Source organism: Luteibacter sp. UNCMF366Tsu5.1 (assembly GCF_900119235.1).
Taxonomy (GTDB): domain Bacteria; phylum Pseudomonadota; class Gammaproteobacteria; order Xanthomonadales; family Rhodanobacteraceae; genus Luteibacter; species Luteibacter flocculans.
This window is the reverse complement of the sequence record NZ_FPIS01000004.1, coordinates 131,499-154,401: the sequence shown is the minus strand read 5'-3', so window position 1 is coordinate 154,401 and position 22,903 is coordinate 131,499. Positions and strand designations below refer to the sequence as shown.

Here is a 22,903-nt window from a genome sequence, read left to right as displayed (position 1 = left end):
AAAGGACCTGCCATGACACCCCCAAACATTGAACAGGTCTCTAGCGGACCGACCCTTGCTCTTGTGGTTCAGGACCGTAGGGCAGTCGCCCGCGATCTCCGGGTCAATGCTTGGCGAGCGGTCCGGTTGTTGCCTTTGCTGACGGGCTATTGCCTGGTCTCCGCTCTTGTTACAACTGCCTTTGAAACCGACCGCGCGTGCGGCCACTGCTTCAAAGGCACCTTTTCAGAGCGGTTCGGTGATGCGATCTATTTCACCTGGATCAACATTACCACCGTGGGCTTCGGTGACTTTTCGCCCCAATCCATCGTCGGAAAGGTGGTGGCAGCAGTCAATGCCCTGTTTGGTTTGCTGTTGATCGGCTGGATCGTGGCCATATTGGCCGCATCGCTCTCGCCCTCGGCCACAGCCGATCCTGACCCCGACGATGCTGGAGCGCGGCAGGGCAGAGGAGGCCCGCTTCGCTGGCTATCCCGATGGATTCGAGGCGTGGGTAGGTGGATCATGGGCCGGCCCGGTGCGGCATCTCGTCCGGTGTCCGGGACGGTCTTCGATGTGACCGTTCGGGACGCTGAGGTGGCCCGGCTAGGTGACCAGCTCACTGCGGCGAACGTCGAAGCCGCCCATTTGAAAGAAGCCCTGGCGCGCGAGCGTGGCATCGTGGACGACCTGGTCCTCGGTCGAGCCGACCGGGAGTTTCGGCCGGTTGGTGATCGCCCTTTGAAAGATCTGAACTTCTTGATCCGAGAGCTGATGATTTTGATCAAGGTCCGTCAGAACGAAATGGGCCACTGGCCCGCTTTTCAAGAAGAGGTGCGTTGCCTCCCTGACCAAAATGCCATCATCGTGGTGCTACGGCCGACTGCGCCGCAAGACAGGGCGACCTGAGGGCTGACCGCAATGAGGCGGACTGGCGATTGGCACTTTGCCGAACCAGCACCACGTTCACATTTGTCACCAACCCCCAGAGCAAAGTGCGCGTCTTATGTGTTGTGCCAACACGCCGCGTCGATCAAGCGCACATGTCGGCGACGCCGGCATGTAGAGCAACGTCCGAAGGCGACCGGAACGGTCGACTGAAGTGGACGGCGCTTCCACAAACGCGGGCCAACTTTGCGGCGGCGAGGGGCGTGCAATGCTGGGGGCTCCTTCAACCACCGGAGTTCTCATGCGCCGCAAATATCGATTCAACACACCCAAACGCCCAGCCCCCTCCCGTAGCCAGGGGCGCTCAAAGATCGTCCGCCCTAGTCGGTCAACGAAGAACCTGGAAGACCTTCCGTCGTGGCTGGTCCTGGGGCTTCTGCTTGTGAGTGCCCTTTGGGCTGGCGGCGGAACACTCGTGCTTCACGACGTCGGCCCGGGTGTGTGGAAAGTCGCGAATCACGTGCCGCCGGGCGAGTGGGGCGGCAAGGGGATTTTCGTCGTGACCTTTCTGCTGCTCATGGGCCTCGGCGTCATCGCCGGTAAAGCCTTGGCGTGGCGTTGCCGAGCCATCTTGGTTAAACGCTACCTGAAATGAAAATCGAAAGTATTTGTTCCGAGACGGCCTGTGTCCATCTTAAGGGCAATAGTCTCACGCCCCCTTGACACAGCGTTTTATTCCGCTTGATTAGCGGTGTGGGGGCGAGGGATCGGCAGGACGTCGGTCTCACATGACAAGCCGCTGTGACCCACGGTTACTCGACCGACATTTCGCTCAAAATGTCGGTCGCTTCAAGGAAGAAGCATGCCGATCCACGCTCGCCCCCATCTTTCGACGCATACGCGCGGCCATGGCCAATCGGCTGTGGCCGGCGCGGCTTACCGCCTTGGCATCCGACTTGTAGACCGTCGGACCGGGATCATCCACGACTACAGTCGGCGCGAGGCTGGCGACGAGATCGTGCGGACTGTGACCGTGGCGCCCCCGGGGGCACCGCCTTGGGCTACCGACCCTGCCGAACTATGGAACCGCGTGGAACACGCGGAAAAACGTAAGGATGCCCAACTGGCGCGTGACTTCCGAATCCCGATTCCACTCGGCCTTTCAGATGCTCAGGCCGGGGATTTGGCTGAAGACATGGCGCGCTTTATCTCCAGCGTGCTTCAAACGCCGGTGTCCATGGGCCTTCACCGCGATAACGGGCGCGACGTCGTGGGCGAACTCAAGTGCGACGAAGGAGTGGGCTTTCATGCGCACCTGTATTTCCCAACTCGAAAGATCCAATGCTGGACTGGCGAAGGCGATCCTCCGAGCGCATTGGGTTTCGGTGAGAAGTTCACGGAGCTAGCCTACAAAAGAACGTCGGGGCCAGTGGTCGAGATGCTCAATGAGCGATGGGCGCAGATCGCCAACGAGCACTTGACCGACGCTGGCTTGGCACCCGACCGTGACCATCGATCGTATGCCCGCTTGGGCATCGATAAGAAGCGAGAGCCGAAAGTCAGCCGAGCGGCTGCGGCGAAGGAGCGGCGAGGATTTTTCACGGAAGAGGGCGACGCGATCCGACAGATTCGAACGCGTCCGCCATTGATCGCCGATCTCGACAAACCGGTCGTCGAACTCGTTGCCGCTCGGGCGCCCACCACACTGGTGCGTGACGTGCTTGCCGAGTTAGCCAAAACCCCCGATGAGGTGGGCGAGGCCCAGGCCCGCGGTCGCAGCCTCGGGCCAAATGCGGCGTTGGTCGACCGCTTTGCCGCCGCGCTTCCTGCGCCTGTGCCGACGACCAGGCCAACCTTCGTGAAGCTGCTAGCCGTCGTTCGTCGGATTCAGCGGGTGCTCGCTGTCCTCCTCGGTGTGGTGCCTCGGCTGGAGGTGGCTCAGGACTCGTATCGCCGGACCACGCTTGCCCACTGGCAAGCCCAACGCGACATCGACGATCTGAAACTACGGCACGAAGCCGCCCAGGCTGCCGTGGAGGGCTGGCTTCGAGACCATCGGTGGCGGCTGCGCTTTCACGGCCTCATGGGCGCCAAACCCCCAGCGTCGCTCGGGGAGCTGGAACGTGAGGAAGCCCAGGAGCGCAAATGGTTGAAGGAGGCCACCGTAGCGGCGCGGCGAGAGCGAGCGAAGGAGGAGGCCAGCATCAGAAGGGTGAAGCACCTGGAGGCGCTGCAGGCAAAATCACAAGTGCGGCTACAGCTCGCTTTGGCGCACCTGGGGGAACTGGACGCCGGTGCTGCGCCGGTGCTGCGCGAGGTTGCCCATGAGGATCAGCGTCCGCTGATCGAACAGGCGTTGCCACCGGAACCGGCGGAAGAGGCGCTGGAAGCTGCTGAGGAGCTTCCGTATCACTTCAGCGGCCGGCCCCGCCTGCGACCGCGACCGGGGATTGGGTGAGCCTGTGTCCGAATCCGGAGCTGGCCGAGCAGCTCCTGCGTCGCTGGTGCCCGCCCGGCACGGCCATCCGCGTCGAGGGCGGGGCGAGGGCAGGGCGCCCGGTTCACCTTCGCGTAGACATTCCGTGCGTGCCGGTGGCTATGCCCGTCAGCATCCAAGTGTCCGATCTGCTCGGGCGAACGCTCGATCGAAATGGGGCCGTGCGGCTGGCGAAATGGGAGACGGTCCGGCAACTGGTCGCCGAGCTGGCCCTGCGGCTTCATGGGGATGAGGCAGTGTTGCGGGTGGCGCCGGTGGTCACCGCCATGCGTTCGACGCTGCGGCGACGCAGGCCCATGCCGTGATTCCACCATCCGTCGAAATTAGGCTCTGCCCCCGATGGCGGCGCCAACGGAAGCGATACCCAAAGAGGAGCACGCTGTCGAGGTTGCCAGCGGTGGAAGATCACAGGACGACAGGGATGCGTCCTCGCCTCCACCTCCGGATATGAGCCCAAGTGGCAAACCTCGGGAATCTTGGGAGCGGCCCTGAAAAGAAGGTGTGTCGTGATGAGGGCAGATGTTTCCAGCGGGAGCCGAAAGCCATCGGGCACGGCCCATGGAACAGAAGCGCTCGACCCGAACCGACGCCTGCTGTCACCACGACGCCATTTTGATCCCGGTGCCCCGCATGGACATGCCACGAACGCGAAGGAATACTTCTGACATCACCCTCGGAACAGGGACCGCGGAAGACCATGCCCCCCTCCAACCGCAAGCGCGATCATCAGCTCATCGAGAACCAACAGCATCTAGCGCAATGGGTCAGGAACGCTCGGGGGCCGCTTGACCTGGCCGTTGCTTTTTGGGGGAAGGGAGCCGTCGAAGAGCTGAAGCTTGAAAAGGTAAGGCCGATTCGGGTGTTGCTGGAGCTCCAGTCCGGGGGGACCAATCCGGCCGAGGTGCGGCGGCTCATGGACTTGGACCATGTCGAAGTTCGGCAGTTGACGCGCCTCCATGCGAAGGCCTACATCGCGAACGATGCTGTCGTGATTGGTAGCACCAACGCATCGGCCAATGGCTTGGGGTCTGAGGGTTCGGAGAGCACCCGCTGGCATGAGTTGGCGGTGCGCACCAACGACGCTGCCGTGGTGCGCGATACGCAGCAGTGGTTTGAGAAGAAATGGTCTGAGAGTCGACCGATCACACCGTCCGAGTTGAAAACCAGCGAACTCGAATGGAAGAAACGGCAAAGGTTCCGACCAAGAGCCAGCACCGATGCCAAGGACATTTTGACGGCTGCTCTCGGCAATCCAGACGACTATCGAAATCGCAGGATTTTCGTGGTGGTAACCCTATGGGATTGGGACGCGAAGGGGTATGCGGATGCTGAGGACCATGAACAGAGGACGGGGCAGGAAGCCGTGGGATGGCAGGACTGGCCAGCCATTCCGAAAGACGCAACGTTGATTTGTTTCAGCGACTACAAGGGCCAAGGATTCGAATGGGATGAGCCCAACATCGTCTATTCACCGCCAAGGTTGAATCGGCACAAGAGCTTAGTCCTGGTGTCGGCTATGACGTTGGACTATGGGCTTAGGCCAGGCAATATCCGGCAATGGGCGAAAGCGCTGATGGCAGTGAAGGCCACGATCCCGGCGAAGCGCTGGCATGCCGCTGGTGGGATGTGTATGGACCTGGGGGCATTTGCAGAAAAGGTTATAGCTCAGCGTTCCAAGGCCTGAAACGCACGTTGTTCACACTGCCCGCAGCCGCTTTAGGGCGAGGCTCTATGGGGTCCCGTGAACAAGGATGGCAAATTGCCCTGTCGCTCGACTTGGAAACCTCTCACGATGGACGTGTTGTTGCCCAACCGCGAAAAGTTCAAGCAAGACCCGGCTGGCTATGCGGCCCTCGCATGGACGCGCTGGGCGACCCTCCAAGAAATCAACGGAGGGCAGGCCGACCCTACCAAGCCCCCTTCACCGGAGGACTTGAAGGCGCCGATGCTGTGGTTGTCACAGGCACAGGCGCTTACCGAGGCCGCCATCACACTGATTCGCACCGTGCCATCCTTTGATGCGATGCCCGTCGAAGTGCGCGGCATTTGCGACAGTCAATATTGTGCGGTCGCGCTGATGCTCGTTGGCTACAGCCTGGAAGTGGCTCTCAAGGGCATGACGATCATACGGTTGGGTGTCGACGAGTTTATGGTGCGCGAGCGCACGTTTCGTAGCCATGATCTGAACGCGTTGGCCGAGTTCATCCCAGACCTGTCGGAAAAGGATCGCGCCGTTTTGAAGGTGCTGACCCACTTCGTCGTGTGGGCGGGGCGATATCCCGATCCCGGAACAAAGGCGCACGCGCACCAAGAGGACGTTTTCACGCTTTCCGAGAAACACGAAATAGCGGGACGTGACATTTTCCACCTTGCGGGTCGCATCATGGCTCACGTTCGCACGCTCGTGCCCAACGACTGAGTTCCTCACGAGGGCATGGCGCTGACTGCGGATCGGTGGCTCCTAACCGTTTCTATGCTGAGCGAGTCGGTTGATCGCTGAGAAGGCCGTGGAGATGACCTTTGCCGTGGAACGGTTGAGGTCGATGTAATTCAAGCGAACGAGGCGCGCGTGCGCAAAGGCTCGTATGCGGAGCGCCTCGGCGTCATCAAACATGCTGTTGGATAACCGAGTGATTCCGTTTGAGCACGGTGGCCGAGAGGGGGGCGCCAACACAAACGGTGAGGCTCTGGTCCGAAGTTTTGCTGACCGCGACCGTAGGTGGCCGATAGGGCGGCGGGCATTGACAGACCGGCTTCACGGACTAGGTTGAACCCCAACTAATAGGGGGAATTGGCTCGTGGACCAGAAGAGCTACGAAAACGCAAAGCAGGTGTTCGGGGAAGAGGCTGGCCCGTGGGTCGTGGGAATGCTGTGTGTTCACGATGAGTCACTCGAAACTCCAGCCGGATGGGCGCGACTGCTGGCCCTGACCACGTATGTGCTGCCCGATATGCTGGCCGCGGACGTGGCCGCTTGCCTGCGTCACTTTCAAGCATCACCAGCGCGTGGGGAGATCAGCGCGGCATTGTCCACTTGGCAGGATTACATCTTCGATGACGCCATTTCAACGGGCCTACTCGATGTGGACGGTGAAGATGACGATCAGAACCTCGCCTTTTCGATTGCGCTGCTCCGGGCACTGGAGGAGGCTTTCGAATCCCAACGTTCGGAGGATGATCCTCTTCGTGCGCAGATGTTGGCTCTGTTGGGCGGTGTGACGGCGGTGAATCTGGGGGAGGGGGATGAGGCAGATTTCACGTTCATTCAAAGGCTGACTACCGGTGCTCCGAATTGAATTGGCGGCGCAGCCGAATCATCAGGTCTTCCGCAATCTCTTGCCGCTCAAAGCGTAGTGCTGCGCGTGGCCGCGCCGGTGGAGACAAGTGAGCCGCGCTCAGCTGTGCCGTAAACATTGAATAGCTGCCTTCATGGCCTCGATGTTCCTGACGTGTGCGCCAGTTGGCGTTCTCTCCGCCCGTTATGAGCACTGCGATAGCGATCCGGGAGAGGCGCTGGGTCGCATCGATTTTTTCAAGGATAAGATCAGCGTAGCCGAGCCCTTTGAGCAATGCTTCGGTGACATCTTCCTCCAGCACAATCATGCTGTTCTTTCCATCGCCCAGCTGCTGCGTGATGACGACCGAGCCGTCCTCGCCAACTTTCACACTGGCCTTGATGTCCGGTTGCGTGATCAACAAGTGTTCGTGGACGATTTTCGTTTGCGTGCCGTGCGTGCTCGAAAAGATGCGGTGCTCGCCGAACAGGGCCGCTTGTAGAAACTGTTCGGCGAGGGCAGGCTCTTCCATTTGCCGTGGCCGGAGAATGGCTTGACGGGGTGCGCCGGCGATGGAAATCACGAGGGCCCGTTTGTAGTCTACAAAGCCGCCACGAGTCGTAGCAGGCAAAGCTCCCACGGCGATCTGAAGCAGGGCCTCATCGTCAACTGTCGGAGCGCTGGCCCCCGCATGCCAGCGATGAAGCGCCCGGACGGCTAGGCTGCGCAGTTCCTCCGGGGCCTGGAACTCGTTACGAAATAGGCCCGTTTCCCACCGCCCGACCTCCTCGATGAACGCCGACTGCGACGGCTCGCGGTGATTCGCTTTCATGAGCAGTGGGATGACAGGTTTTCGGTCCCTCGCTTCTTCGAACTCTTCATGGGTCGCGGACCTGCCGGAGGGTTGAACCTCGCCATATCGGTCGCCGAGTAAAAGCAGCACGGCGTCGGCCGTGCGCAGACCGGTAAGGCAGGCCACCTGAGGGGTGTTCGGTTGAGCTTCGAAATCTTCCGCCATAACGGGTTCGAAGCCGAGGTCCAGAACGGCTTGCCGGGCGGCGTCGCGCACCGCCTCCATGCCGCTAATCAAAGAACTGATAAAGATTCGGGTGGTCATGGTCTTGTTGTATCACGACCACCCGCGGTCGAGTCCCACTCTCTTGCCCGGGCATCAATCCGGATCAAGATGTAGATATCTGCAGCGCCCTTTGGGCGGTCACCTTTTCGAAGGATGCAGCCGTTGGCTTAGAAAATGCTGGGCGCAGATGGGTAGCGTGCATATCGCCAATTTGGTGCCGAAAAGCCGTCACACAGACCGGGGTAGCGCTGTCACCCAATGCCGCATCTTCGCGTAGGGTTTCTTCGATGGCCTGTGTAGGCGCACGCTTACACCGTTTGGCCGATGCCGGGTTCGTTGCACGGAGCCCTGAGGCTTGCGTTAATGCCGAGGTCCGTCGCTTCCGAGGAAGCGGCCTTCGTCCTGGCATTGGAGCCCTAACGCATGTCTGTTTATTTCTTGACCGAGAACGCCGCGGATCTCTTGGCGCAGTTTCGCGATCGCATTCAGCAGAGCGACACGGAAGGAAAGATCACCACATGGGAGGAGACCAGTGCCGGCTTGTTCACCCACAAGGCTCCGCAATGGGCAAAAAAGGCCTGGTTCAAGGCGTCTGTTGTCGAAGATCGTCTTCGTTTCAACATCATCCGACCCAAGGGAAAGAACATCTCAGTCACGACCTATGGCTACTACCACGGGCACCTGATCGAGACGTTCCTCAATCACTTCGATGATCAGTTCACCCAAGGTGGCGCAACTGCTAAGCCCACGGGGAACGACGACGTCACTGGATCCTGAACTGTTCAGCCAGCCGTCTCATTGCCTGCTCCCGATTCGGCGCGGCCACGTGGACCGTGTTATCGGCAGACGGAGGCACGAAGCGAAAACTAGAGCGCATCATTTCTAGGCGACGTTGTGAGAACTCGACTTCTGCTTGATCGCAGGGAAGAGACGATACGCACAGGGCGCGACTAGGCGATCACGCGGGTGGCTAACAGCATACATGAGCGAGTTATCCCGGCAGCGCTAGGCACCTTTAGGTCCGCGTTGATCTGCTCGGCGCGTCGGCCTTTTCAGGGAATGCTGTCCACCTAAGGGTGTCCCTAACAGGTGTTTATTCTCCTCAAAGCGGACGGGCGTTCTCAATCAACGCGGACGCCGCCACATAAGTCATTGATCGCTCGTGCTTCCGGTGGCGTCGCCAGGGCAGGGTGCGAGTCTTATCATGATGTTTGTTCCCTGCGCGAAGGGACGGGCGTGCTCCCGCAGGGTGGACACAACAACAGCAGCGGCGCCTGAAAAACAGGGTTCCGGAGAGCGAGGGGGACGCCGCCGCACGCAAGCGGAGGTGTCCATCGGCGGGAGAATGCTGAGATCGTTCCCGACTTCAGGGCGCCTCCACCTCAGGCAACGGGCATCTCGGCCGATACAATCCGACGCGTGGCCCCAGCCGTGGCGCACGCCAGACGGCTTAAAAGGAGAGACCCGCGGTGGATGGCACAGATCAGCAAGCAAGACGATCGACCCAAGGGGTAGGGCGACGCCGCTGGACGTCCGCACTCCCCCCGGCGGCGGCATGGCCCATCCTGGCAACCGTGATGGCCGGCGTGTTTTTCTTGACGGGTCGGGTTTACCGCCTCGGCTACCTGGGTTCCTTCCATTTGGAACCCTCACTGTTCCCCGATGACCTGTCTGCCCGCGTGACCTATGCGGTGGCCGCATGGATCCAAGCCTTAGCACTCTTCAGTCGTGCGACATCGGGCTTTTGGATCGGGCACACGGTGCTGGGCATCCTGGCACCAACCCTGGGCTTGCTCGTCATCGCTGTGCTTTTGGCGCTGCTGCGCTCGATGGGGCAGTTGGCTCGTCACCACGGCTCCCGTGCCTCGGCGCCTGCTTGGCTGCGACGCGCAGGGCGACCCGTCGGAGCCTGGCTAAGCCGGGCCCTCCGCTGGCTGTTCCCAACCGAGGATGCCTGGAAGCCGGTCGATCGGGCACGAAGGGTGATCTTGGCGGTGTTGATCGCCTACGTGGTCATCCTGGTCATGGGCTTGGTCATCGCCCTCTCACTTAAACCCTTCCAACTCGTCGGTGAGCAAGCCGCCGCTCGCGATGCGAGGGAACAGTTCCAGGACCGGGCAGTCGTAAAGCTTCATGAGGGGGAAACCGACCGGGCCTACCGCCTGATCGAGTGCGGCCCGGCGTATTGTGCGCTTTACGCGGAAAACCACGCTGTCGTGGTTCCCTTGTCGGAGCTGAAGCGGGCGGAAAGTCCCCCCGCAAAGCAGTGAACAACGAAAGGCAAACCGGCGCGCTCGCACCGGTTGAGTCAATCGTCGATGGGCTGGTCAGGGCGTTGCCACGGATCTATGGGCCTTCACGCAACGCGTGACGTGCGATCGCGTTCTCTTGTGGTCCCTATGCGCGGTCTTTGGCGGCGCGCTTCGCCTCAGCTCCACCCGGTGGCAGCCCGCATCGATGAGCCGGGAATAGATGCCTTCTCGGGCCGCTTCGTCTTCGAAGTAGCCATCCCAGTCTGCGACCGCGTTGATCGAAGCGACCACCACCGGCAGCCCCCGGCGGGCGCGGTCGTCGAGCAACCGGCGGAGCAGGTAGGTCTTTTCGGTCGTGGCATATTCGGTGGCGAAGTCGTCCATGATCAGCAGCGGGGCATTGGCCAGCTGCTTCTGGTAGCGGCGACGCGCAGCAATGGTGAGGTCCGGATCAAGGCAACGGTCCAGCATTGCCGGCGTGCGGACGAACACGCAGCGCAACCCATGGACCGTGGCTTCATGCCCCAGTCCGGCGGCCAAGTGGGTCTTGCCGGCGTTCGTCGGTCCGGTGATCACCACCGCCTGCCCACGCTTGATCCAACTGAGCCCGCGCAGGTGATCCATCCGTTGGCTGCTCAAGCCAGTTGCTGGGTTGGCGCGAAAGGTGTGGGCGCTGTAATGCGTGGCTAAGCCTGCCTGCCGGAAGAAGGTGTCCGCTCGGCTCTGGTTCTGGCGCTGACTGTGCCCGTCAATCAGATAAGCCAATGCCTCCGATAGCGGGCGGTCGACGTTGAGGGGATCGGCTTGCCATGCCTCCAGGGCATCGGCCATGCCCTGGAGGTGGAGGGTGCGGAGCGCTTGAACATGATCACGCATGGAAACCTCTAGTTGATGAAGGAGTGGGACCCGCGCGCGTTACTCGAACGGCGTGCGGGGGTCTTGGCACCTTCCTTGGCCATGACGGAGAGCTTCCTTTGGAGATCGGTAACGTTGGCGGTTTTGAGATCCGGGCAGTCCGCCAGGGCGCGGTCCACGAGGGCAGCGCCGTATTTGCCCACCAGGGTTTTCACCCGATCCGCTGGGCGAAGTCCCATGAACGAGCGCTCCTGCTCGAACTGAAGTTGGACGAAGCGGGCGATGTGCGGGCCTGCGGTCTTGGCCCAGGCCTTCAGGCCGTCTGGGTTGCGGTCGGCCTGAGCACGGTGTGACTCGGGCATGTGGCTCGGGTCGGTCGTCAGTCCCCCCGTCGCGTGGCTGCGCGGGTGGTGGGCCACCTGCTTCCCTTCGTGGAAGAGCTCCACCGCGTCGTCAGTGATGCGGGCCGATACGTATTGACCGGTCAGGCGGTGCGGCACGGAATAACGGTGCTTCAGCACCAGGACGTGATAGCCGCCGTCCACCCGGATTTTCGGCTTGATGTCGGCGTAGACGTAGCGCTCGGGTGGCAGTGGACGAAGTGCGGGTTGATCGATGGTTTCGAAGCGCTGGCGGCGGGAGGGCATCCCGTTGGACATCGGTTGGTTGTTGGCATCTTCCAACAGCACGGCGATGCGCTCATTGATCTCATCGATGGAGTAGAAAGTGAAACTCCGAAGCCGGGTCAGCATCTGATTCTTGAAGATCTTGACGCTCGCTTCGACCACGGCTTTGTCTCTTGGGTGGTGCGGCCGCGCTGGAAGAATCGTTACGCCATAGTGCTTGGCTAGGTCCTCGTAGCTGCGTTGAAGTTCGAGGTCGGTGCCGGGTCTCACGACGGCGCACTTGGCGTTGTCGGGGACAAAAACGGCAGGCGCGCCGCCGAAGAAGACCAGCATGTCGGCATGGGCGCGCAAGAACTCCGGGATGGACTGCGCGTGAATCGCTTTGACGAAAAAATACGAACTGGCATCGCAGCTGCCCACGAAGATCACGACCTTCACTTTTTTGCCGGTCTTCAGGTCGATGTAGTGCGGCACGTGCCCTGAGAAATCGACCGAGATCCGCTCCCCGGGGTTGTGCTGCATGTGCATGAAGGTCGGAAGTGTCTTCCGAAACGCACGAAGCCCTTTGGCGATGCTGGAGTAGGACCGGTGGTGCGGATACGCCTGGCGCTGGTAGTCCACATACCAAACCATCAGCGGCATGCGTTTGGCCGCCAGCTCGTCGCACAGCTTGGCGTAGTCGATCGCGGGCAAGACCTTGCCGCCGCCGGGGCGCTTGTTGAGAACAGCGTCGATCTGCGCGACCGGCCATGGCTCGACCGTAGCCCAGGTCAGCTTCTTGAAGTGAGCGGCCTTGCGGTAGCGGCACACCGCGCTTTTGGACAAGCCGGTAGCGGCCTGGATTTCGCGGCTGGTCAGGCGGGTGGTGAGGATGAGTTTCAGCGCGGCGCGCTGTTTGGTCATGGAACGGGCCATTGGGCAGTCCTGTGCTGGGGCGTCGCAGTCCGTGCGACGCGTCAAAATAAGTGGGCAAAAGGTGCCCGCGCCCCCGGCAGGGGGGCTCTTGACAGGTTGGGATGGCGGCCCTAGGTTCAGATCAGCAGCGGCTTGTCAGTTCACTGCGATCAACGGGTCAGGCGTGAGCGCGCCTGGCTCGTTTTTTATGTCCGCCGTTTGCGCGGTCAGGTCATGAGCGAAAGTCCTGTGGCAGGGAATGAAGAGGCAAAAAAATGCCTCCCACACCTAGTCCAAACGGGCGGAACGTCAACTACCCACGTTAATCCGAGGTCTTAAGTCGACGTCGACGGGAGGCCCTGATAAGTCTTCGAGGCGGTTCAGTTTTTGGGTGCTCGGAATTTTTCGGAATTGTCGAATACGATGGGACAGACGAGGCATTTGCAGTTTGCTGCCGAAAATGCTTAGCAATTGTGCGTCGACGGAGGCGGGCAGGGTTGGTGAAAGACCGAAGGACACGTCAGGTGCATCCGCCGGTCAATGTTTACGGTCATGGGCCGTGACGCTTACGCTAGGGTCATCGCACATGGACTGGATCGCATGCCCAAGCACATCAACAGCGCATCGCGGCTCTTCGCGATCAGCGAGAAAATTGCCGCCGCCAAGGATGACGCACCGACCCTAGAGGTTTGGGGGAATATTTTCGGCCTTCCTAACGAGCCAACCTCTGCCGTCGAGGTGTGCCGGCGCCTCATTTGGATCAATGAAGAAATCGATGCGATGGTGGCTCAAATGCGCGCCACGCATTTCTCGGAGCACCTCTACCTCAAGCCGGCGAAGGGCATGCGGAACGCCTCGGCGCCGACGGCCATTGGTGGGCAAGCTCGTTCGATCAAGGGTGCATGCTCGGAACCGGTGCGAAACGGCCTCGAATACTGTGCCGAGGCATTGCCCAATGAGGAGGAGCGCGTCAGTCCCGAAAGCATAAAGGCGTTGGAGAACCTGGTGGCCGAGCTCAAGGCGCTGGTAGCCCAAGCGGATATACCCGATCACCTGCGGCATCTGGTTCAGCGCCATATCGATTTGCTCCAAGCCGCCCTCGATGCGCTCCCCATTAAGGGCGTGAAGTCGCTCATCGAGGCCGCATTGGCGGCCTCGGGCCAACTGGGGTATCTGGCTGCGGAGGATGCTGATAAGACGACCGACGCCGATCCCGAAATCCGCGAGAAAGTGCTTGGCATGCTGAAGCGCACGTGGACCACGGTAGGAAAGACCATTGACGTGGCTGCCAAGACCCAGAAGGCGTTGGCACTCGGCTACGCAGCCTACAAGGCCGTCGAAGTCATACTTCAATAGATGAGTCCGCACGGGGCTTTCTCTCAGGAGATTCAGGATGGCCGGCCGCATTCCTCTGAACGACGCAGTTGCCATCGCGTTGTCCAAACTGATCGATGACTCCGCATCGGGTGTCGAGCGGCGCGATCCCTCGCACGACGACATCACGTTTGCGGCCGACCAATGCGGGCTAACGACCGCCGATCCCAAACAGCGGGGCACACCCGTGGGAAAAGCCAAGCGGGTGCGGCAGATCCTGGTGTGGTCCATCTCCAACGACCTGGAGGCCGGTGCGCAGTTTGCTGATCGGCTCATCGCCGTCGTTCGAGGTCACGGAGGGTTCCGCATCGGATCGCCTAATTATTGCGGCGCAGATGCCATCGCTAACCTCTCTGATGTCCTTGGTGCGTCCGGTTGGGACCTAGGCGCGGATGGGATCCCTCGGGAACGCGCTCTTCGGGAAACGGGGCACGCCCGCACCAAAGCGCTGATGGCATTGGCCCAGCGCATGAGCGTCGGGTCATCACATTCCCCTTGGGTGCCCGGCTCGTCCCGGGACCTGCTGGAAGAGACCGCGAGTCACCTAATTCAGTTGGTTTACGGGGTGGCCGACACACCTGCTGCATTCTCCGCGCTTCTGCCGCAGGCGTTTGCTGCGTTGCGATTGGCGCTGCCGGGCGACTCTGGAGCAGGAGATCCGCCGGGCAAGGAACTGGAGCGGGCAGCCTTTCAGACTGCGATGGCGGTCCATGCCCTTCGTGACCCGACAGGGGGCCAAGCCCACCCCTGGAAGTCTGGCGTGGCTCCAGGCCACATCGAAATCGCCGTGCGAAGTATGGGCAATGTGGCGTTGTTGATGTTGGGCGTGGCGCCGACAAGGTCGTGAGCGCATGCTGCCGCCGTCTGTCCCGGCCTGCTACTGGATGTCGCGAATCGGAGAGGCCTTAAACAAATCTGCGACCGGGTGCTACGGTCGGTGGGATTGTCGTGAGGCGGTGGCTCACATCAGGGGCTTTGTTGACCCTCCCTTCGACAAGCCGAACTAAAAAAAGCTGTAGTTCCAGGCAACATGTCGACAGCGTTGCCAAGAGGCGTTCTCGGGTGTCATCGCTAGGCCGTTCGTCTGGAGACACGGTGTATCCGCTCAACTCTCTCACCATGTCCTTAATATCGGGTCGATCCAAGTCCACACCTTTCCAATCGTGGGCAAACGCATTTCTTACTTTTCGTAGAAGGTCTAAATCTTTGTATTGCTCGATTGTGAGTAAGCCAAAGGCGTAACCTGCTTTGATTCGAGCGCTGAATGTCCCAAGTGGCGCATTGAAGCCCTCAACGAGATCCTTGGTCGCTTTACAATCCCGGAAATAAGCCATCAGGAGCCGGCCCAGCGTATCTTCGAGGAAGGCGCCAAGAGAAAGAACTAGAGCCCGATCGTCCTGATCTTTAGCTCTTCTTAGGAACCGATTTAGCTCCGACAACGAATGGTCCGGCTGCTCATCCATAAAACCCTGGTGGTTTTCGTCTGCCATTCACCGTTCCTTTTCCTCGGCTTTCGACCTAGGGTAACTGTTCGGCAGCCACGGAAGCAGATGACACTGGAAACTATTTGGCTACACGCCAGCTAGCGTTGGGGCAATGGAGGTCAGCCCTGTGACGGCCATGGCAGACCACCCATCTTCATCCATTGAGTAGCGTCGTTAAGCGGGCCTGCCACGCCTCCGCCTCGGCGAAGTTTGCGTTTCCGTTGAATGCATCGTTGTGCCGACGAAAGCGGATGCGCACCGTGGGCTGGTCCAACTGCCGGAGCCGGAAGACCATTTCATTCTTGATTCGAAAGACCTTGCCCCATCCATTAGTGGTATCGCGCCAGGTGTGCTCCCACGCTGCGACCTGGTCCAGGTCTACGATGACCGTCTGGCCCGAGGTATCCCGGAGCCAGAGCCGACGCCCAGCCAGATCCAGCGCGATGTTGTCGCTGGCGTAGGTTGCGGTGAGCGGCACTTCTCCCCTGGCGTGGTAGGAACCGGCCTGGCTCGGGTCTTTCTTCCGGCCACCGAAGATCGCTGCCATCAAAAGTCCGGCCAATGCGCCCAGTGCGGCGGCGATAAGCACAGGCGCTCCGCTGATCAACAACAGCAGCGCCACGAGTGCCCAGGTGATAAAAATGGTGTTCCGTGCCATCGTCGTGGTTCCCTGTGATCAATCCACATGCCGGTCGCGGTTGCCGGCCGGATCAAAGCCGCCGACCCACATCAGCTGGCCGAGATCGCCGCCGTTGTAGCCGGATACGACCATGGCCCGCGCAACAATTGCCCGGTATTGGCGCATGAATGCGCCGCCGTCGTTTTGGGCTACGTTGAGCCGGAACGGGACTCGGGCTGGGTTGGGCCCGGTGGTGCGCTCGTCCACCACCGTGACAAATCGATTCGTGGCCATGTATTGGCGGGCATCGATCACGCGGGTCAGCGACAGCGTGGGATCCGCCTGCTGGGTCGTCCGGCCCAGGTCGTCCTTCATTGTCAGGGCCCCGTTACACAGGTCGAAGGTTTCCTCCGCGTGCGCGGTGGCGCTGGTCCAGATGACGGCCCTAGTCCGCCAGCAGGCCTCCGCCGCGCCGTAGGTGAGAAAGGTCAGGGCTACGCGGGGGTAGTGCTGGACATTGGACGCGCCGGCATACCCTTTGAAGATGCCCTCGAACGAACCACCGGAGGCGGGCGCAATCGGACGGTAGACCGGTCCGTCCGTGGAAGTGGTGCCATAGCTCACGGTGCCATTGGGCGCGCCGGAGGTCCCATCTGGCTGGCCCATGACAGCACCGGCGGTGCGCTTCAAGAAGCCCTTGAAACCCGATTCTTGGGCATGACAGGGCAGGACGGACGCCATCAGCCCCAGGGCTGCGAGAGCGGCGTGCGGAAATTTCATCGGTGAACCCCTGTGTGGTGGCTGGCGGCCGCAGCGTAGCGTCGATCACGCCGAAATAACGTAATAGTGGATAAATGCGTATTCGATACTACGATAATGACTTGATAGTTTTAGAGTTTTGGCCGCTCCCCGCACCAGGATCCGGCCCATGGCAACCCGAGCCCCACGCCAAGCACCCGTTCGTTCGGTCTACCGGACCGAACAGCAGGTCATCGTGGACGTGTTGCGATCCATGCGGGAAGGGGCGGGGCTCACACAGGTGGGACTGGCCGAAATCCTGGGCCGGACGCAGAGCTATGTCAGCGGGGCCGAGCGCGGATCGAAGCTGGACGCCCTACAAATCCGTGACTGGTGCCAGGCATGTGGCACAGACTTGATCTCTTGGGCCAAAGCGGTCGAGGCGGCGTTGTCCGGTAAGCGCAAGTAAGCCTGAGTCAGCGGTGTCGTGCTCGCCCGCTGAAACGCCTTCCTCAAGTGCAGCCGAGCCTGGCGGCAGACATTCCAGCCGCGGATGGTCAGCGTGGCCCACCTCCGTCACACGCAGGTCCCAGACGCAGCCGCCGTCCGGGAATGCCACCGTGGCTTCGTCCAACCGACCGCCACGCACCCATCCGCTGTCCATTGACACCCAGATGGAAGTGCCCACAGCGCGGATCTCCATGAGAGAAAGCGCGTCGGACGTGTCGTTGATCAACGTCAGGTAATGGGCCGCCGCCCGTGCTTGATGGGCTAGTCCAGCGAGAAAGATGATCATCACCATGTAAGTCCACCGCATGCGCTGCAGCTTCGGTTGGGAAGAGGGCGCTACGGGCGATCCAAGCGGAATCCGGACCGGGCGCGGCATCGATGTGGATGAGTGCCCAGTGGCGGCCCAGGGGCAGGGCGTGAGGCATAAGCGGATTCCAGTGATGACACCGCATGGTCCCATGGGAAAACGTGAGGGTTTGAGAAGGGCGCGCCAACACCGGCCGCCGCTTGGAGCCCGGGCAGCCGATGCTCCCGATCGTCATCGACGAGCAGCAGGCCGCGATGCGGCCTGAATGGGAAACACCGCCCTCCGCCGGCCAAGCCAGCGGATGTCAGCGTTTGAGATTTCCTAGGGTAAGGGGACCTGATGACGTTGACGTGGATCCCACCGAGCACCCCTGGCGCACCTGCTTTCGCAGCGTGGAATGGATCGATATTCGCTCTGGTTCGTCCGATGGGCGACGGCCGGTGGCGGGTGGGCGGTTTCCCGGATGGCCGTTCTGAACACTCGCACGATGCCTACGTCGGCGGCGAGGCTAGGGCCAGGTCGTTCGTTGAACGATGGGTCCAACACCATGGGACGAGCGTGAGGACGAAAACGCCCGAGCCATGATGCCGCATGAAGGGCTGCGGCCTAGGAAGCCCAAAGGATCCGACGAGCGCTCCTGACTCTCAGAGCGTAACCAGCCTCAACGGCCGATCCGTGTGAAGCGCCGGCAACCGGCGATGATTTGGCCCATCAGAAGGCCCTATCATGGAACATCGGGGTGGCTAAGCGGCCGTTGGCTCCAACCGAGCACTAGCCTTTATTCGGACATCACGTTACACGGATGAACCATGTATAGCTTGATCGTTACGGCATCTTCGGACGAGTGGGACATCAGCCCTGCGCAGTTTTCAGTCAGTCGCTATTTGGAATACACGCCGCCCGCGCTCATAGATCAGTTCAAACTATCCCAACAGGCGGCACAAAAACTTTGTGACATTCCGACCGTCTTTGCTTATGAATCTGGATCCGGGGAAGTCGCACGCGTGGGCTGGATCAAGGATCTGACCTGGTCCGCCAGCACCATGCGATTCGCCTTCGAGTTTGACGATCGGATTCCCCCTCTGGATCTCGATGCGTTCTATCAGGCCGGCCACCATGTCGGCGTAACCGACGGTTGGGAGCTGGCTCGAACGCACTGGGCGATCAAAGACGTTGATCTTCCTGCGGCACTCGAAGTGGCCGGGCTCATTACCCCTGAACAGTTGGCCATCTTCAGCCTTCCCCGGGGCGACCGAGCTTCGCGCACCTCGGTGCCGTCGCCCCCTAAGCCACCTACCCAGTTCATCGGGGACCCTCCGATGGGTGTCTTTGGCGATCTTTTGCGGGCCTCGCTCTCGGTCGCCGCGCCGAGTGCCGCCGCAGTCCCCAGCCGTCCCACATCGATTGCCGGCAGTGTTGACCTGGCCCTACACCCGCTGACGCGGCCAGATGATCCACAGGAACCGTTGCCACAGAAAGTTTTTGTGGTTCACGGGCGGAATGAGGAGGTAAAGAGCAAGGTGGTGCTCTTCATGGAGCGGATCGGCGTCGAAACCATCGTGCTCCATGAGCAGCCCAATGCGGGTCGCACCATCATCGAAAAGTTCGACGAGATCGCCAGCACTGTTGGATTTGCGGTGGTGTTGATGACCCCGGATGATGTTGGCGGTCTTACGCAAGATCAGCTGTTGCCCCGCGCTCGGCAGAACGTGGTGCTGGAACTCGGCTATTTCATCGGAAAGCTGGGGAAGAAACGGGTCTGCGCACTCAAGATTGCGGACATCGAAGATCCATCCGATTTCCTCGGTGTTCTCCATATCAAGGTGGAAGGGGAGGGGTGGAAGATCCTGCTTGCCCGAGAACTCCATGCTGCCGGCATCAACATCAACCAGACCCGCTTGCTGACCGCGTGAACCACAAGGTCGGCCCGAGTGGATCGATCTGATCGTCACGGGATCGGCGCGTCCACACCGCTCAAGGCCCGAGCGAACTGGCCGCTAAAGCACAGACGTATCCGCAACATTTCCATGAGACGCAAGCCTGTTGCCGATTTAGGTTGCCCTCTCAATCTATCCGCATGGAGCACACCGATATGTCTTTGCCAAAAGTCCAACTTTCCGGGAATCCGTCTGAGGAATCCCTGCGCCAAGCGCACGATGCGGTGTGGGTTCGGGTGTCCGACACGCGAGCGCGGTTGAAGGGCTGGGAGGCGCTGCGCATGAGTGCGACCAACCCGGGACATGCTCGGCTGTGCGACGAGGCCATTTCCATGGCATCAATCCGGTTGGACGAGCTCGAAGCCGAAGCGCGCGAGATCGGTGAGGCCCTGGCTGTCCGCGGCGCGGAAGGCTTGGAGGGCGTGCTCCGGGGAGCCCCGCCGGCGAAGCCCGGCCACGAGGGACGGCTCTGATCCTATCCCCCACGTCCCGTCGGAAGATGGCTCATAATCCGACGTTGCGAGTGTGAGGGCACCCCAAATGAGTGACGAGCGAACGCTGGTGCTGGTCCAGGAGTTGCTGGAACTGCCTGCTGAGACCGAGTGGGTCGAGTTCAAGGAGAACTACGCTGACGGCGAGATGATCGGTAAGCGGATTTCAGCGATGGCGAATGCTGCCCGGCTTTGCGATAAGGCGTTTGCGTATCTGGTTTGGGGTATCAGGGACGGCGACCATCACCCGGTTGGCACCACCTTCGATCCGTCTTCGACCAAGGAGCAGGGCGAACCCCTGGAGTTCTGGCTGGCCAAGCGGCTGCGTCCAGACATCGCCGTGAAGTTCGTGCCTCTGACCTTCCGCGGCGTGCGCATTGTCCTTCTGGAAATCCCTGCGGCTGTGGTCAATCCAGTCGAGTTTGATCGGGTGGCTTACATCCGGATCGGCAGCGCCACGCCGAAGTTGTCCGACTACCCGGACCGCCAGCGCGCTCTCTGGGCAAAACTCCAGACGTTCGCTTGGGAAGCCAATGTGGCGCTGCCTTTTCTGGAGGGCGATGAGGTCCTATCGAAGTTGGACTATGCGGCCTACTTTGAGTTGACGAGTCAGCGCTTACCGGATAACCGTGAGGGGATTTTTGACCGGCTGGAGGCCGATCGCCTGATCCAGAAGGACGTCGGCGGCAGGTGGGATATCACCAATCTGGGCGCCGTCCTCTTCGCTAAGCAACTGGCCGACTTCCCGGCTTCCATCGCTCGGAAGTCGGTCCGTTTCGTGGCCTATGACGGCACCGGCCGAGCGTCGGCGGTGACCCATCGCCAAGACGGTAAGCGGGGCTACGCAGTGGGCTTCACCGGGTTGGTGGATTACATCGATGGGTTGATGCCTCGGAACGAATATATCGGCAAGGCCTTCCGTGAAGAGCGCCCCCTCTTTCCCTCAATTGCCATCCGCGAACTGATTGCCAATGCCCTGATCCACCAGGACATGACCATCACCGGCACCGCACCCCTGGTGGAGATGTTCAGCGATCGGATCGAGATTACGAATCCAGGCCAGCCGTTGGTCCAGCCCGACCGCTTCCTGGACTATCCCCCGCGGTCGCGGAACGAGGCCCTGGCTGCTCTCATGCGACGGATGAGGCTATGTGAGGAGCAGGGAAGCGGTATCGACAAGGTCCTGGTCGCGGTAGAACTCCACCAGCTGCCAGCCCCGGATTTCCGGGTGGCTGGGGAGGCCGTGCGCGCCGTGCTCTTTGCCCCCCGCAAATTTGCCGACCTGACCGCGGAGGAGCGGGTCCGGGCCTGCTACCAGCACGCCGCGCTGAAATACCTGAGTGGCCAGCGAATGAAGAACGCCACGCTTAGCGAGCGGCTGGGCATCGACCCCCAAAATGCGGCCCAGACCTCGGGTGTCATCAAGCAGGCCCTCAAGCAGGGCCTAATCCGGCCGGCCGATCCGGCCCACCCCAGGGCGGGCTACGTCCCGTTTTGGGCCTAGCCGTCGGGATGTTGGCGGCTCCCAATGTCCAAATGTTGGACACTTTTTGATGGGGTTTTGATTCCCGGCCCGGGCCGGGACGACCATCGCCCGGGCCGGGCTAATAAAACTAGCAAAATCAGACGCTTATACGTTTGTCTGGGCAGACTTGGTCTTGACCAAGTTTTGAGTCCCAGGGCGTCCGCCGCCGTTCGCTGACGTCCGCAGGCGTTCAAAAACTGCAACGTAGAGAGCTGCCCAGGGGGCTTTCCCATACCCAGAGAACGGGACCGTGGTTATGACCACTCATTCAGGAAGTCAGATCTGAGGGGAGGCCCCATAATGAACGTAGTCCCGGTCGAGCCCTGGCCAACTGAGGCTGTAGTATGATGGGGCTTCCCTAAAGGGGGAGGCTCAGAGGCAAGCCTGGATCGCTCACGACCGAACCAGCCTCTACCAAGGCTCGTCATTTCGATGGGTAAAAGTGAGACGGTCGAAAGACATGCCGATTTTCAGTAGAGGTCCCAGGTTGACACTGGGAAATGAGCCCCTACAATGGGCCGCATTGAAACCCATCCATCGTGAGCCCAAGCGGCTCTAAAAAGCGGTGGATTATGGAATCCCTAGGGGGGCGTGTCGCAAGACATGTCCCCCTAAGTCTTTTTAGACAGGGCACATTCGCACGGAGGGGCTATGCGCATCGCAGTGTTCATCGACTACTGGAATTTCCAGCTCACCTTGAACCAATGCGTAGCCAAGCGCATGGGCAAGTCCGATGTCCGTTTCATGATCGATTGGAAGAACGTGGGACGGATCTTGGCGGACGAAGCGTGCCGCAAGGTCTTGGAAGTGGACCCCGTGCGGATGTCCTATGAGGGCTGCTACATCTACACGTCATTCAACCCTTCGACAGACGAAGGCGTGAAGTTCCGGAAGTGGGCGACGACTTGGCTGGACCGCCAGCCCGGGATCAACGTCGAAATCCGCGAACGCAAACCTAAGGCGTTGCCTCGCTGCCCGATCTGCCACCGGGAGATCAGCCACTGCCCACATGCGGGCTGTGAGAAACCAATCGTGGCGACCGTGGAGAAGGGGGTAGATACCCTCATTGTCACTGACCTGATCCGGCTTGGCGTTCAGAACGCATACGATGCGGCGGTGTTGGTCAGTTCTGATGCGGACATGGTGCCGGCGGTCCAGTTCATCCAGACCCAGGGCCGCAAGATAGTCCAGGCAGGGTTTCCGCCCATGGGTGTGGATCTGGCAACCGAGTCTTGGGGGTCGTTTGACATCATGGCACGGGTCAGCGAAATCGAGCGCGCCCCTTGATGATTTGCAAGAGCGCGGTCGTTCTGCCGTAGCGCATCTGATAGCCTTCTGGACTTGGACAACTATCGAGGACACGTCCTCCCAGATGTCTAACCGCACACAGGCTTACGTGGCGGGTCTAGGCGTTACATCGATCGAATCCTAGTCTCCCAGCCAAACTGGTAAAAGGCCTCGCGAAAGCGAGGCCTTTTGCTTTTCAGGATCCGGCGCTTGGTCAACTTGGTTGGTCAACATATCTGCGCATGCGTCTGGCCCACCACCTGCTCCGCCATCCCTCGGGAACGTGG

The 22,903-nt window shown here is 60.8% G+C and carries 23 protein-coding genes; 16 read left to right on the top strand and 7 right to left on the bottom strand.

The annotated features are described in order from the left end of the window. Positions 1-12: 12 nt before the first annotated feature. From BT115_RS17015 to BT115_RS16985, 7 genes are all read left to right on the top strand, one after another. Positions 13-888 (top strand): potassium channel family protein, encoded by an 876-nt coding sequence (locus BT115_RS17015; RefSeq protein WP_072323836.1) that lies wholly within the window; start codon positions 13-15, stop codon positions 886-888. 280 nt (positions 889-1,168) lie between these two features. Beyond that, positions 1,169-1,522 carry a hypothetical protein gene (locus BT115_RS18525; protein WP_143144618.1) on the top strand — a complete coding sequence of 118 codons (354 nt, stop codon included), beginning with the start codon at positions 1,169-1,171 and terminating at the stop codon, positions 1,520-1,522. A gap of 207 nt (positions 1,523-1,729) precedes the next feature. Continuing rightward, on the top strand, positions 1,730-3,325 hold the full coding sequence (locus BT115_RS17005) for a MobA/MobL family protein (protein ID WP_072323834.1): 1,596 nt from the start codon (positions 1,730-1,732) through the stop codon (positions 3,323-3,325). Positions 3,326-3,483: 158 nt separating this feature from the next. After that, positions 3,484-3,669, top strand: coding sequence for a hypothetical protein (locus BT115_RS18520; protein WP_143144617.1), 186 nt, complete (start codon positions 3,484-3,486; stop codon positions 3,667-3,669). Positions 3,670-4,061: 392 nt separating this feature from the next. Beyond that, on the top strand, positions 4,062-5,048 hold the full coding sequence (locus BT115_RS16995) for a phospholipase D-like domain-containing protein (RefSeq protein WP_072323832.1): 987 nt from the start codon (positions 4,062-4,064) through the stop codon (positions 5,046-5,048). Between the two features lie 108 nt (positions 5,049-5,156). After that, complete coding sequence (locus BT115_RS16990) at positions 5,157-5,783, top strand: hypothetical protein (RefSeq protein ID WP_072323831.1); 627 nt, start codon at positions 5,157-5,159, stop codon at positions 5,781-5,783. A gap of 379 nt (positions 5,784-6,162) precedes the next feature. Beyond that, entirely contained in the window at positions 6,163-6,660 is a 498-nt protein-coding gene (locus BT115_RS16985; protein WP_072323830.1) for a hypothetical protein, read from the top strand. Here the strand turns inward: BT115_RS16985 and BT115_RS16980 are convergent. Further along, positions 6,641-7,756 carry a DUF4062 domain-containing protein gene (locus BT115_RS16980; protein ID WP_072323829.1) on the bottom strand — a complete coding sequence of 372 codons (1,116 nt, stop codon included), beginning with the start codon at positions 7,754-7,756 and terminating at the stop codon, positions 6,641-6,643. The genes BT115_RS16985 and BT115_RS16980 overlap by 20 nt on opposite strands. 384 nt (positions 7,757-8,140) lie before the next feature. Between BT115_RS16980 and BT115_RS16975 the strand changes: the two genes are divergently transcribed. Together BT115_RS16975 and BT115_RS16970 are read left to right on the top strand one after the other, a co-directional pair. After that, positions 8,141-8,494 carry a hypothetical protein gene (locus BT115_RS16975; RefSeq protein WP_072323828.1) on the top strand — a complete coding sequence of 118 codons (354 nt, stop codon included), beginning with the start codon at positions 8,141-8,143 and terminating at the stop codon, positions 8,492-8,494. 800 nt (positions 8,495-9,294) lie between these two features. Further along, entirely contained in the window at positions 9,295-9,987 is a 693-nt protein-coding gene (locus BT115_RS16970) for a hypothetical protein (protein WP_072323827.1), read from the top strand. Positions 9,988-10,044: 57 nt separating this feature from the next. On the opposite strand, the gene BT115_RS16965 is transcribed toward BT115_RS16970, so the two are convergent. Together BT115_RS16965 and istA are read right to left on the bottom strand one after the other, a co-directional pair. Then, positions 10,045-10,845 (bottom strand): ATP-binding protein, encoded by an 801-nt coding sequence (locus tag BT115_RS16965; RefSeq protein ID WP_072323826.1) that lies wholly within the window; start codon positions 10,843-10,845, stop codon positions 10,045-10,047. A gap of 8 nt (positions 10,846-10,853) precedes the next feature. Further along, positions 10,854-12,365, bottom strand: coding sequence for an IS21 family transposase (gene istA, locus BT115_RS16960; RefSeq protein WP_072323825.1), 1,512 nt, complete (start codon positions 12,363-12,365; stop codon positions 10,854-10,856). Positions 12,366-12,944: 579 nt separating this feature from the next. Here istA and BT115_RS16955 point away from each other — a divergent pair. Next, entirely contained in the window at positions 12,945-13,700 is a 756-nt protein-coding gene (locus tag BT115_RS16955) for a hypothetical protein (RefSeq protein ID WP_072323824.1), read from the top strand. A gap of 37 nt (positions 13,701-13,737) precedes the next feature. Then, on the top strand, positions 13,738-14,565 hold the full coding sequence (locus tag BT115_RS16950; protein WP_072323823.1) for a hypothetical protein: 828 nt from the start codon (positions 13,738-13,740) through the stop codon (positions 14,563-14,565). A 58-nt stretch (positions 14,566-14,623) separates the two neighbouring features. Here BT115_RS16950 and BT115_RS16945 read toward each other — a convergent pair whose 3' ends face one another. The 3 genes from BT115_RS16945 to BT115_RS16935 form a co-directional block, all read right to left on the bottom strand. Beyond that, positions 14,624-15,208, bottom strand: a complete 585-nt coding sequence (locus BT115_RS16945) for an MltR family transcriptional regulator (protein ID WP_072323822.1) — start codon at positions 15,206-15,208, stop codon at positions 14,624-14,626. Between the two features lie 148 nt (positions 15,209-15,356). Beyond that, on the bottom strand, positions 15,357-15,860 hold the full coding sequence (locus BT115_RS16940; RefSeq protein ID WP_072323821.1) for a hypothetical protein: 504 nt from the start codon (positions 15,858-15,860) through the stop codon (positions 15,357-15,359). An 18-nt stretch (positions 15,861-15,878) separates the two neighbouring features. Then, entirely contained in the window at positions 15,879-16,601 is a 723-nt protein-coding gene (locus BT115_RS16935) for a hypothetical protein (protein ID WP_072323820.1), read from the bottom strand. Between the two features lie 148 nt (positions 16,602-16,749). Between BT115_RS16935 and BT115_RS16930 the strand changes: the two genes are divergently transcribed. Further along, entirely contained in the window at positions 16,750-17,028 is a 279-nt protein-coding gene (locus tag BT115_RS16930) for a helix-turn-helix domain-containing protein (RefSeq protein ID WP_072323819.1), read from the top strand. Here BT115_RS16930 and BT115_RS18700 read toward each other — a convergent pair. Next, the gene (locus BT115_RS18700; protein WP_177257437.1) at positions 16,936-17,361 is read right to left on the bottom strand and encodes a hypothetical protein; all 426 of its coding nucleotides are present in this window, start codon (positions 17,359-17,361) and stop codon (positions 16,936-16,938) included. The two genes, BT115_RS16930 and BT115_RS18700, sit on opposite strands and share 93 nt — an antisense overlap. 824 nt (positions 17,362-18,185) lie before the next feature. On the opposite strand from BT115_RS18700, the gene BT115_RS16925 reads away from it, so the two are divergent. From BT115_RS16925 to BT115_RS16910, 4 genes are all read left to right on the top strand, one after another. Next, positions 18,186-19,289, top strand: coding sequence for a TIR domain-containing protein (locus BT115_RS16925; RefSeq protein WP_072323818.1), 1,104 nt, complete (start codon positions 18,186-18,188; stop codon positions 19,287-19,289). A gap of 164 nt (positions 19,290-19,453) precedes the next feature. Then, the gene (locus BT115_RS16920) at positions 19,454-19,786 is read left to right on the top strand and encodes a hypothetical protein (protein ID WP_143144616.1); all 333 of its coding nucleotides are present in this window, start codon (positions 19,454-19,456) and stop codon (positions 19,784-19,786) included. Positions 19,787-19,853: 67 nt separating this feature from the next. Then, positions 19,854-21,308, top strand: a complete 1,455-nt coding sequence (locus tag BT115_RS16915; protein ID WP_072323816.1) for an ATP-binding protein — start codon at positions 19,854-19,856, stop codon at positions 21,306-21,308. A gap of 672 nt (positions 21,309-21,980) precedes the next feature. Next, positions 21,981-22,616 (top strand): NYN domain-containing protein, encoded by a 636-nt coding sequence (locus BT115_RS16910; protein WP_072323815.1) that lies wholly within the window; start codon positions 21,981-21,983, stop codon positions 22,614-22,616. Positions 22,617-22,903: the final 287 nt, after the last annotated feature.

Excerpts from the sequence above, each read along its gene's own strand:
- BT115_RS17015 (WP_072323836.1), top strand. The coding sequence starts at position 13 with ATGACACCCCCAAACATTGAACAGGTCTCTAGCGGACCGACCCTTGCT.
- BT115_RS18525 (WP_143144618.1), top strand. The coding sequence starts at position 1,169 with ATGCGCCGCAAATATCGATTCAACACACCCAAACGCCCAGCCCCCTCC.
- BT115_RS17005 (WP_072323834.1), top strand. The coding sequence starts at position 1,730 with ATGCCGATCCACGCTCGCCCCCATCTTTCGACGCATACGCGCGGCCAT.
- BT115_RS16995 (WP_072323832.1), top strand. The coding sequence starts at position 4,062 with ATGCCCCCCTCCAACCGCAAGCGCGATCATCAGCTCATCGAGAACCAA.
- BT115_RS16990 (WP_072323831.1), top strand. The coding sequence starts at position 5,157 with ATGGACGTGTTGTTGCCCAACCGCGAAAAGTTCAAGCAAGACCCGGCT.
- BT115_RS16980 (WP_072323829.1), bottom strand. The coding sequence starts at position 7,756 with ATGACCACCCGAATCTTTATCAGTTCTTTGATTAGCGGCATGGAGGCG.
- BT115_RS16975 (WP_072323828.1), top strand. The coding sequence starts at position 8,141 with ATGTCTGTTTATTTCTTGACCGAGAACGCCGCGGATCTCTTGGCGCAG.
- BT115_RS16970 (WP_072323827.1), top strand. The coding sequence starts at position 9,295 with ATGGCCGGCGTGTTTTTCTTGACGGGTCGGGTTTACCGCCTCGGCTAC.
- BT115_RS16965 (WP_072323826.1), bottom strand. The coding sequence starts at position 10,845 with ATGCGTGATCATGTTCAAGCGCTCCGCACCCTCCACCTCCAGGGCATG.
- istA (WP_072323825.1), bottom strand. The coding sequence starts at position 12,365 with ATGGCCCGTTCCATGACCAAACAGCGCGCCGCGCTGAAACTCATCCTC.
- BT115_RS16955 (WP_072323824.1), top strand. The coding sequence starts at position 12,945 with ATGCCCAAGCACATCAACAGCGCATCGCGGCTCTTCGCGATCAGCGAG.
- BT115_RS16950 (WP_072323823.1), top strand. The coding sequence starts at position 13,738 with ATGGCCGGCCGCATTCCTCTGAACGACGCAGTTGCCATCGCGTTGTCC.
- BT115_RS16945 (WP_072323822.1), bottom strand. The coding sequence starts at position 15,208 with ATGGCAGACGAAAACCACCAGGGTTTTATGGATGAGCAGCCGGACCAT.
- BT115_RS16940 (WP_072323821.1), bottom strand. The coding sequence starts at position 15,860 with ATGGCACGGAACACCATTTTTATCACCTGGGCACTCGTGGCGCTGCTG.
- BT115_RS16935 (WP_072323820.1), bottom strand. The coding sequence starts at position 16,601 with ATGAAATTTCCGCACGCCGCTCTCGCAGCCCTGGGGCTGATGGCGTCC.
- BT115_RS16930 (WP_072323819.1), top strand. The coding sequence starts at position 16,750 with ATGGCAACCCGAGCCCCACGCCAAGCACCCGTTCGTTCGGTCTACCGG.
- BT115_RS18700 (WP_177257437.1), bottom strand. The coding sequence starts at position 17,361 with ATGGTGATGATCATCTTTCTCGCTGGACTAGCCCATCAAGCACGGGCG.
- BT115_RS16925 (WP_072323818.1), top strand. The coding sequence starts at position 18,186 with ATGTATAGCTTGATCGTTACGGCATCTTCGGACGAGTGGGACATCAGC.
- BT115_RS16920 (WP_143144616.1), top strand. The coding sequence starts at position 19,454 with ATGGAGCACACCGATATGTCTTTGCCAAAAGTCCAACTTTCCGGGAAT.
- BT115_RS16915 (WP_072323816.1), top strand. The coding sequence starts at position 19,854 with ATGAGTGACGAGCGAACGCTGGTGCTGGTCCAGGAGTTGCTGGAACTG.
- BT115_RS16910 (WP_072323815.1), top strand. The coding sequence starts at position 21,981 with ATGCGCATCGCAGTGTTCATCGACTACTGGAATTTCCAGCTCACCTTG.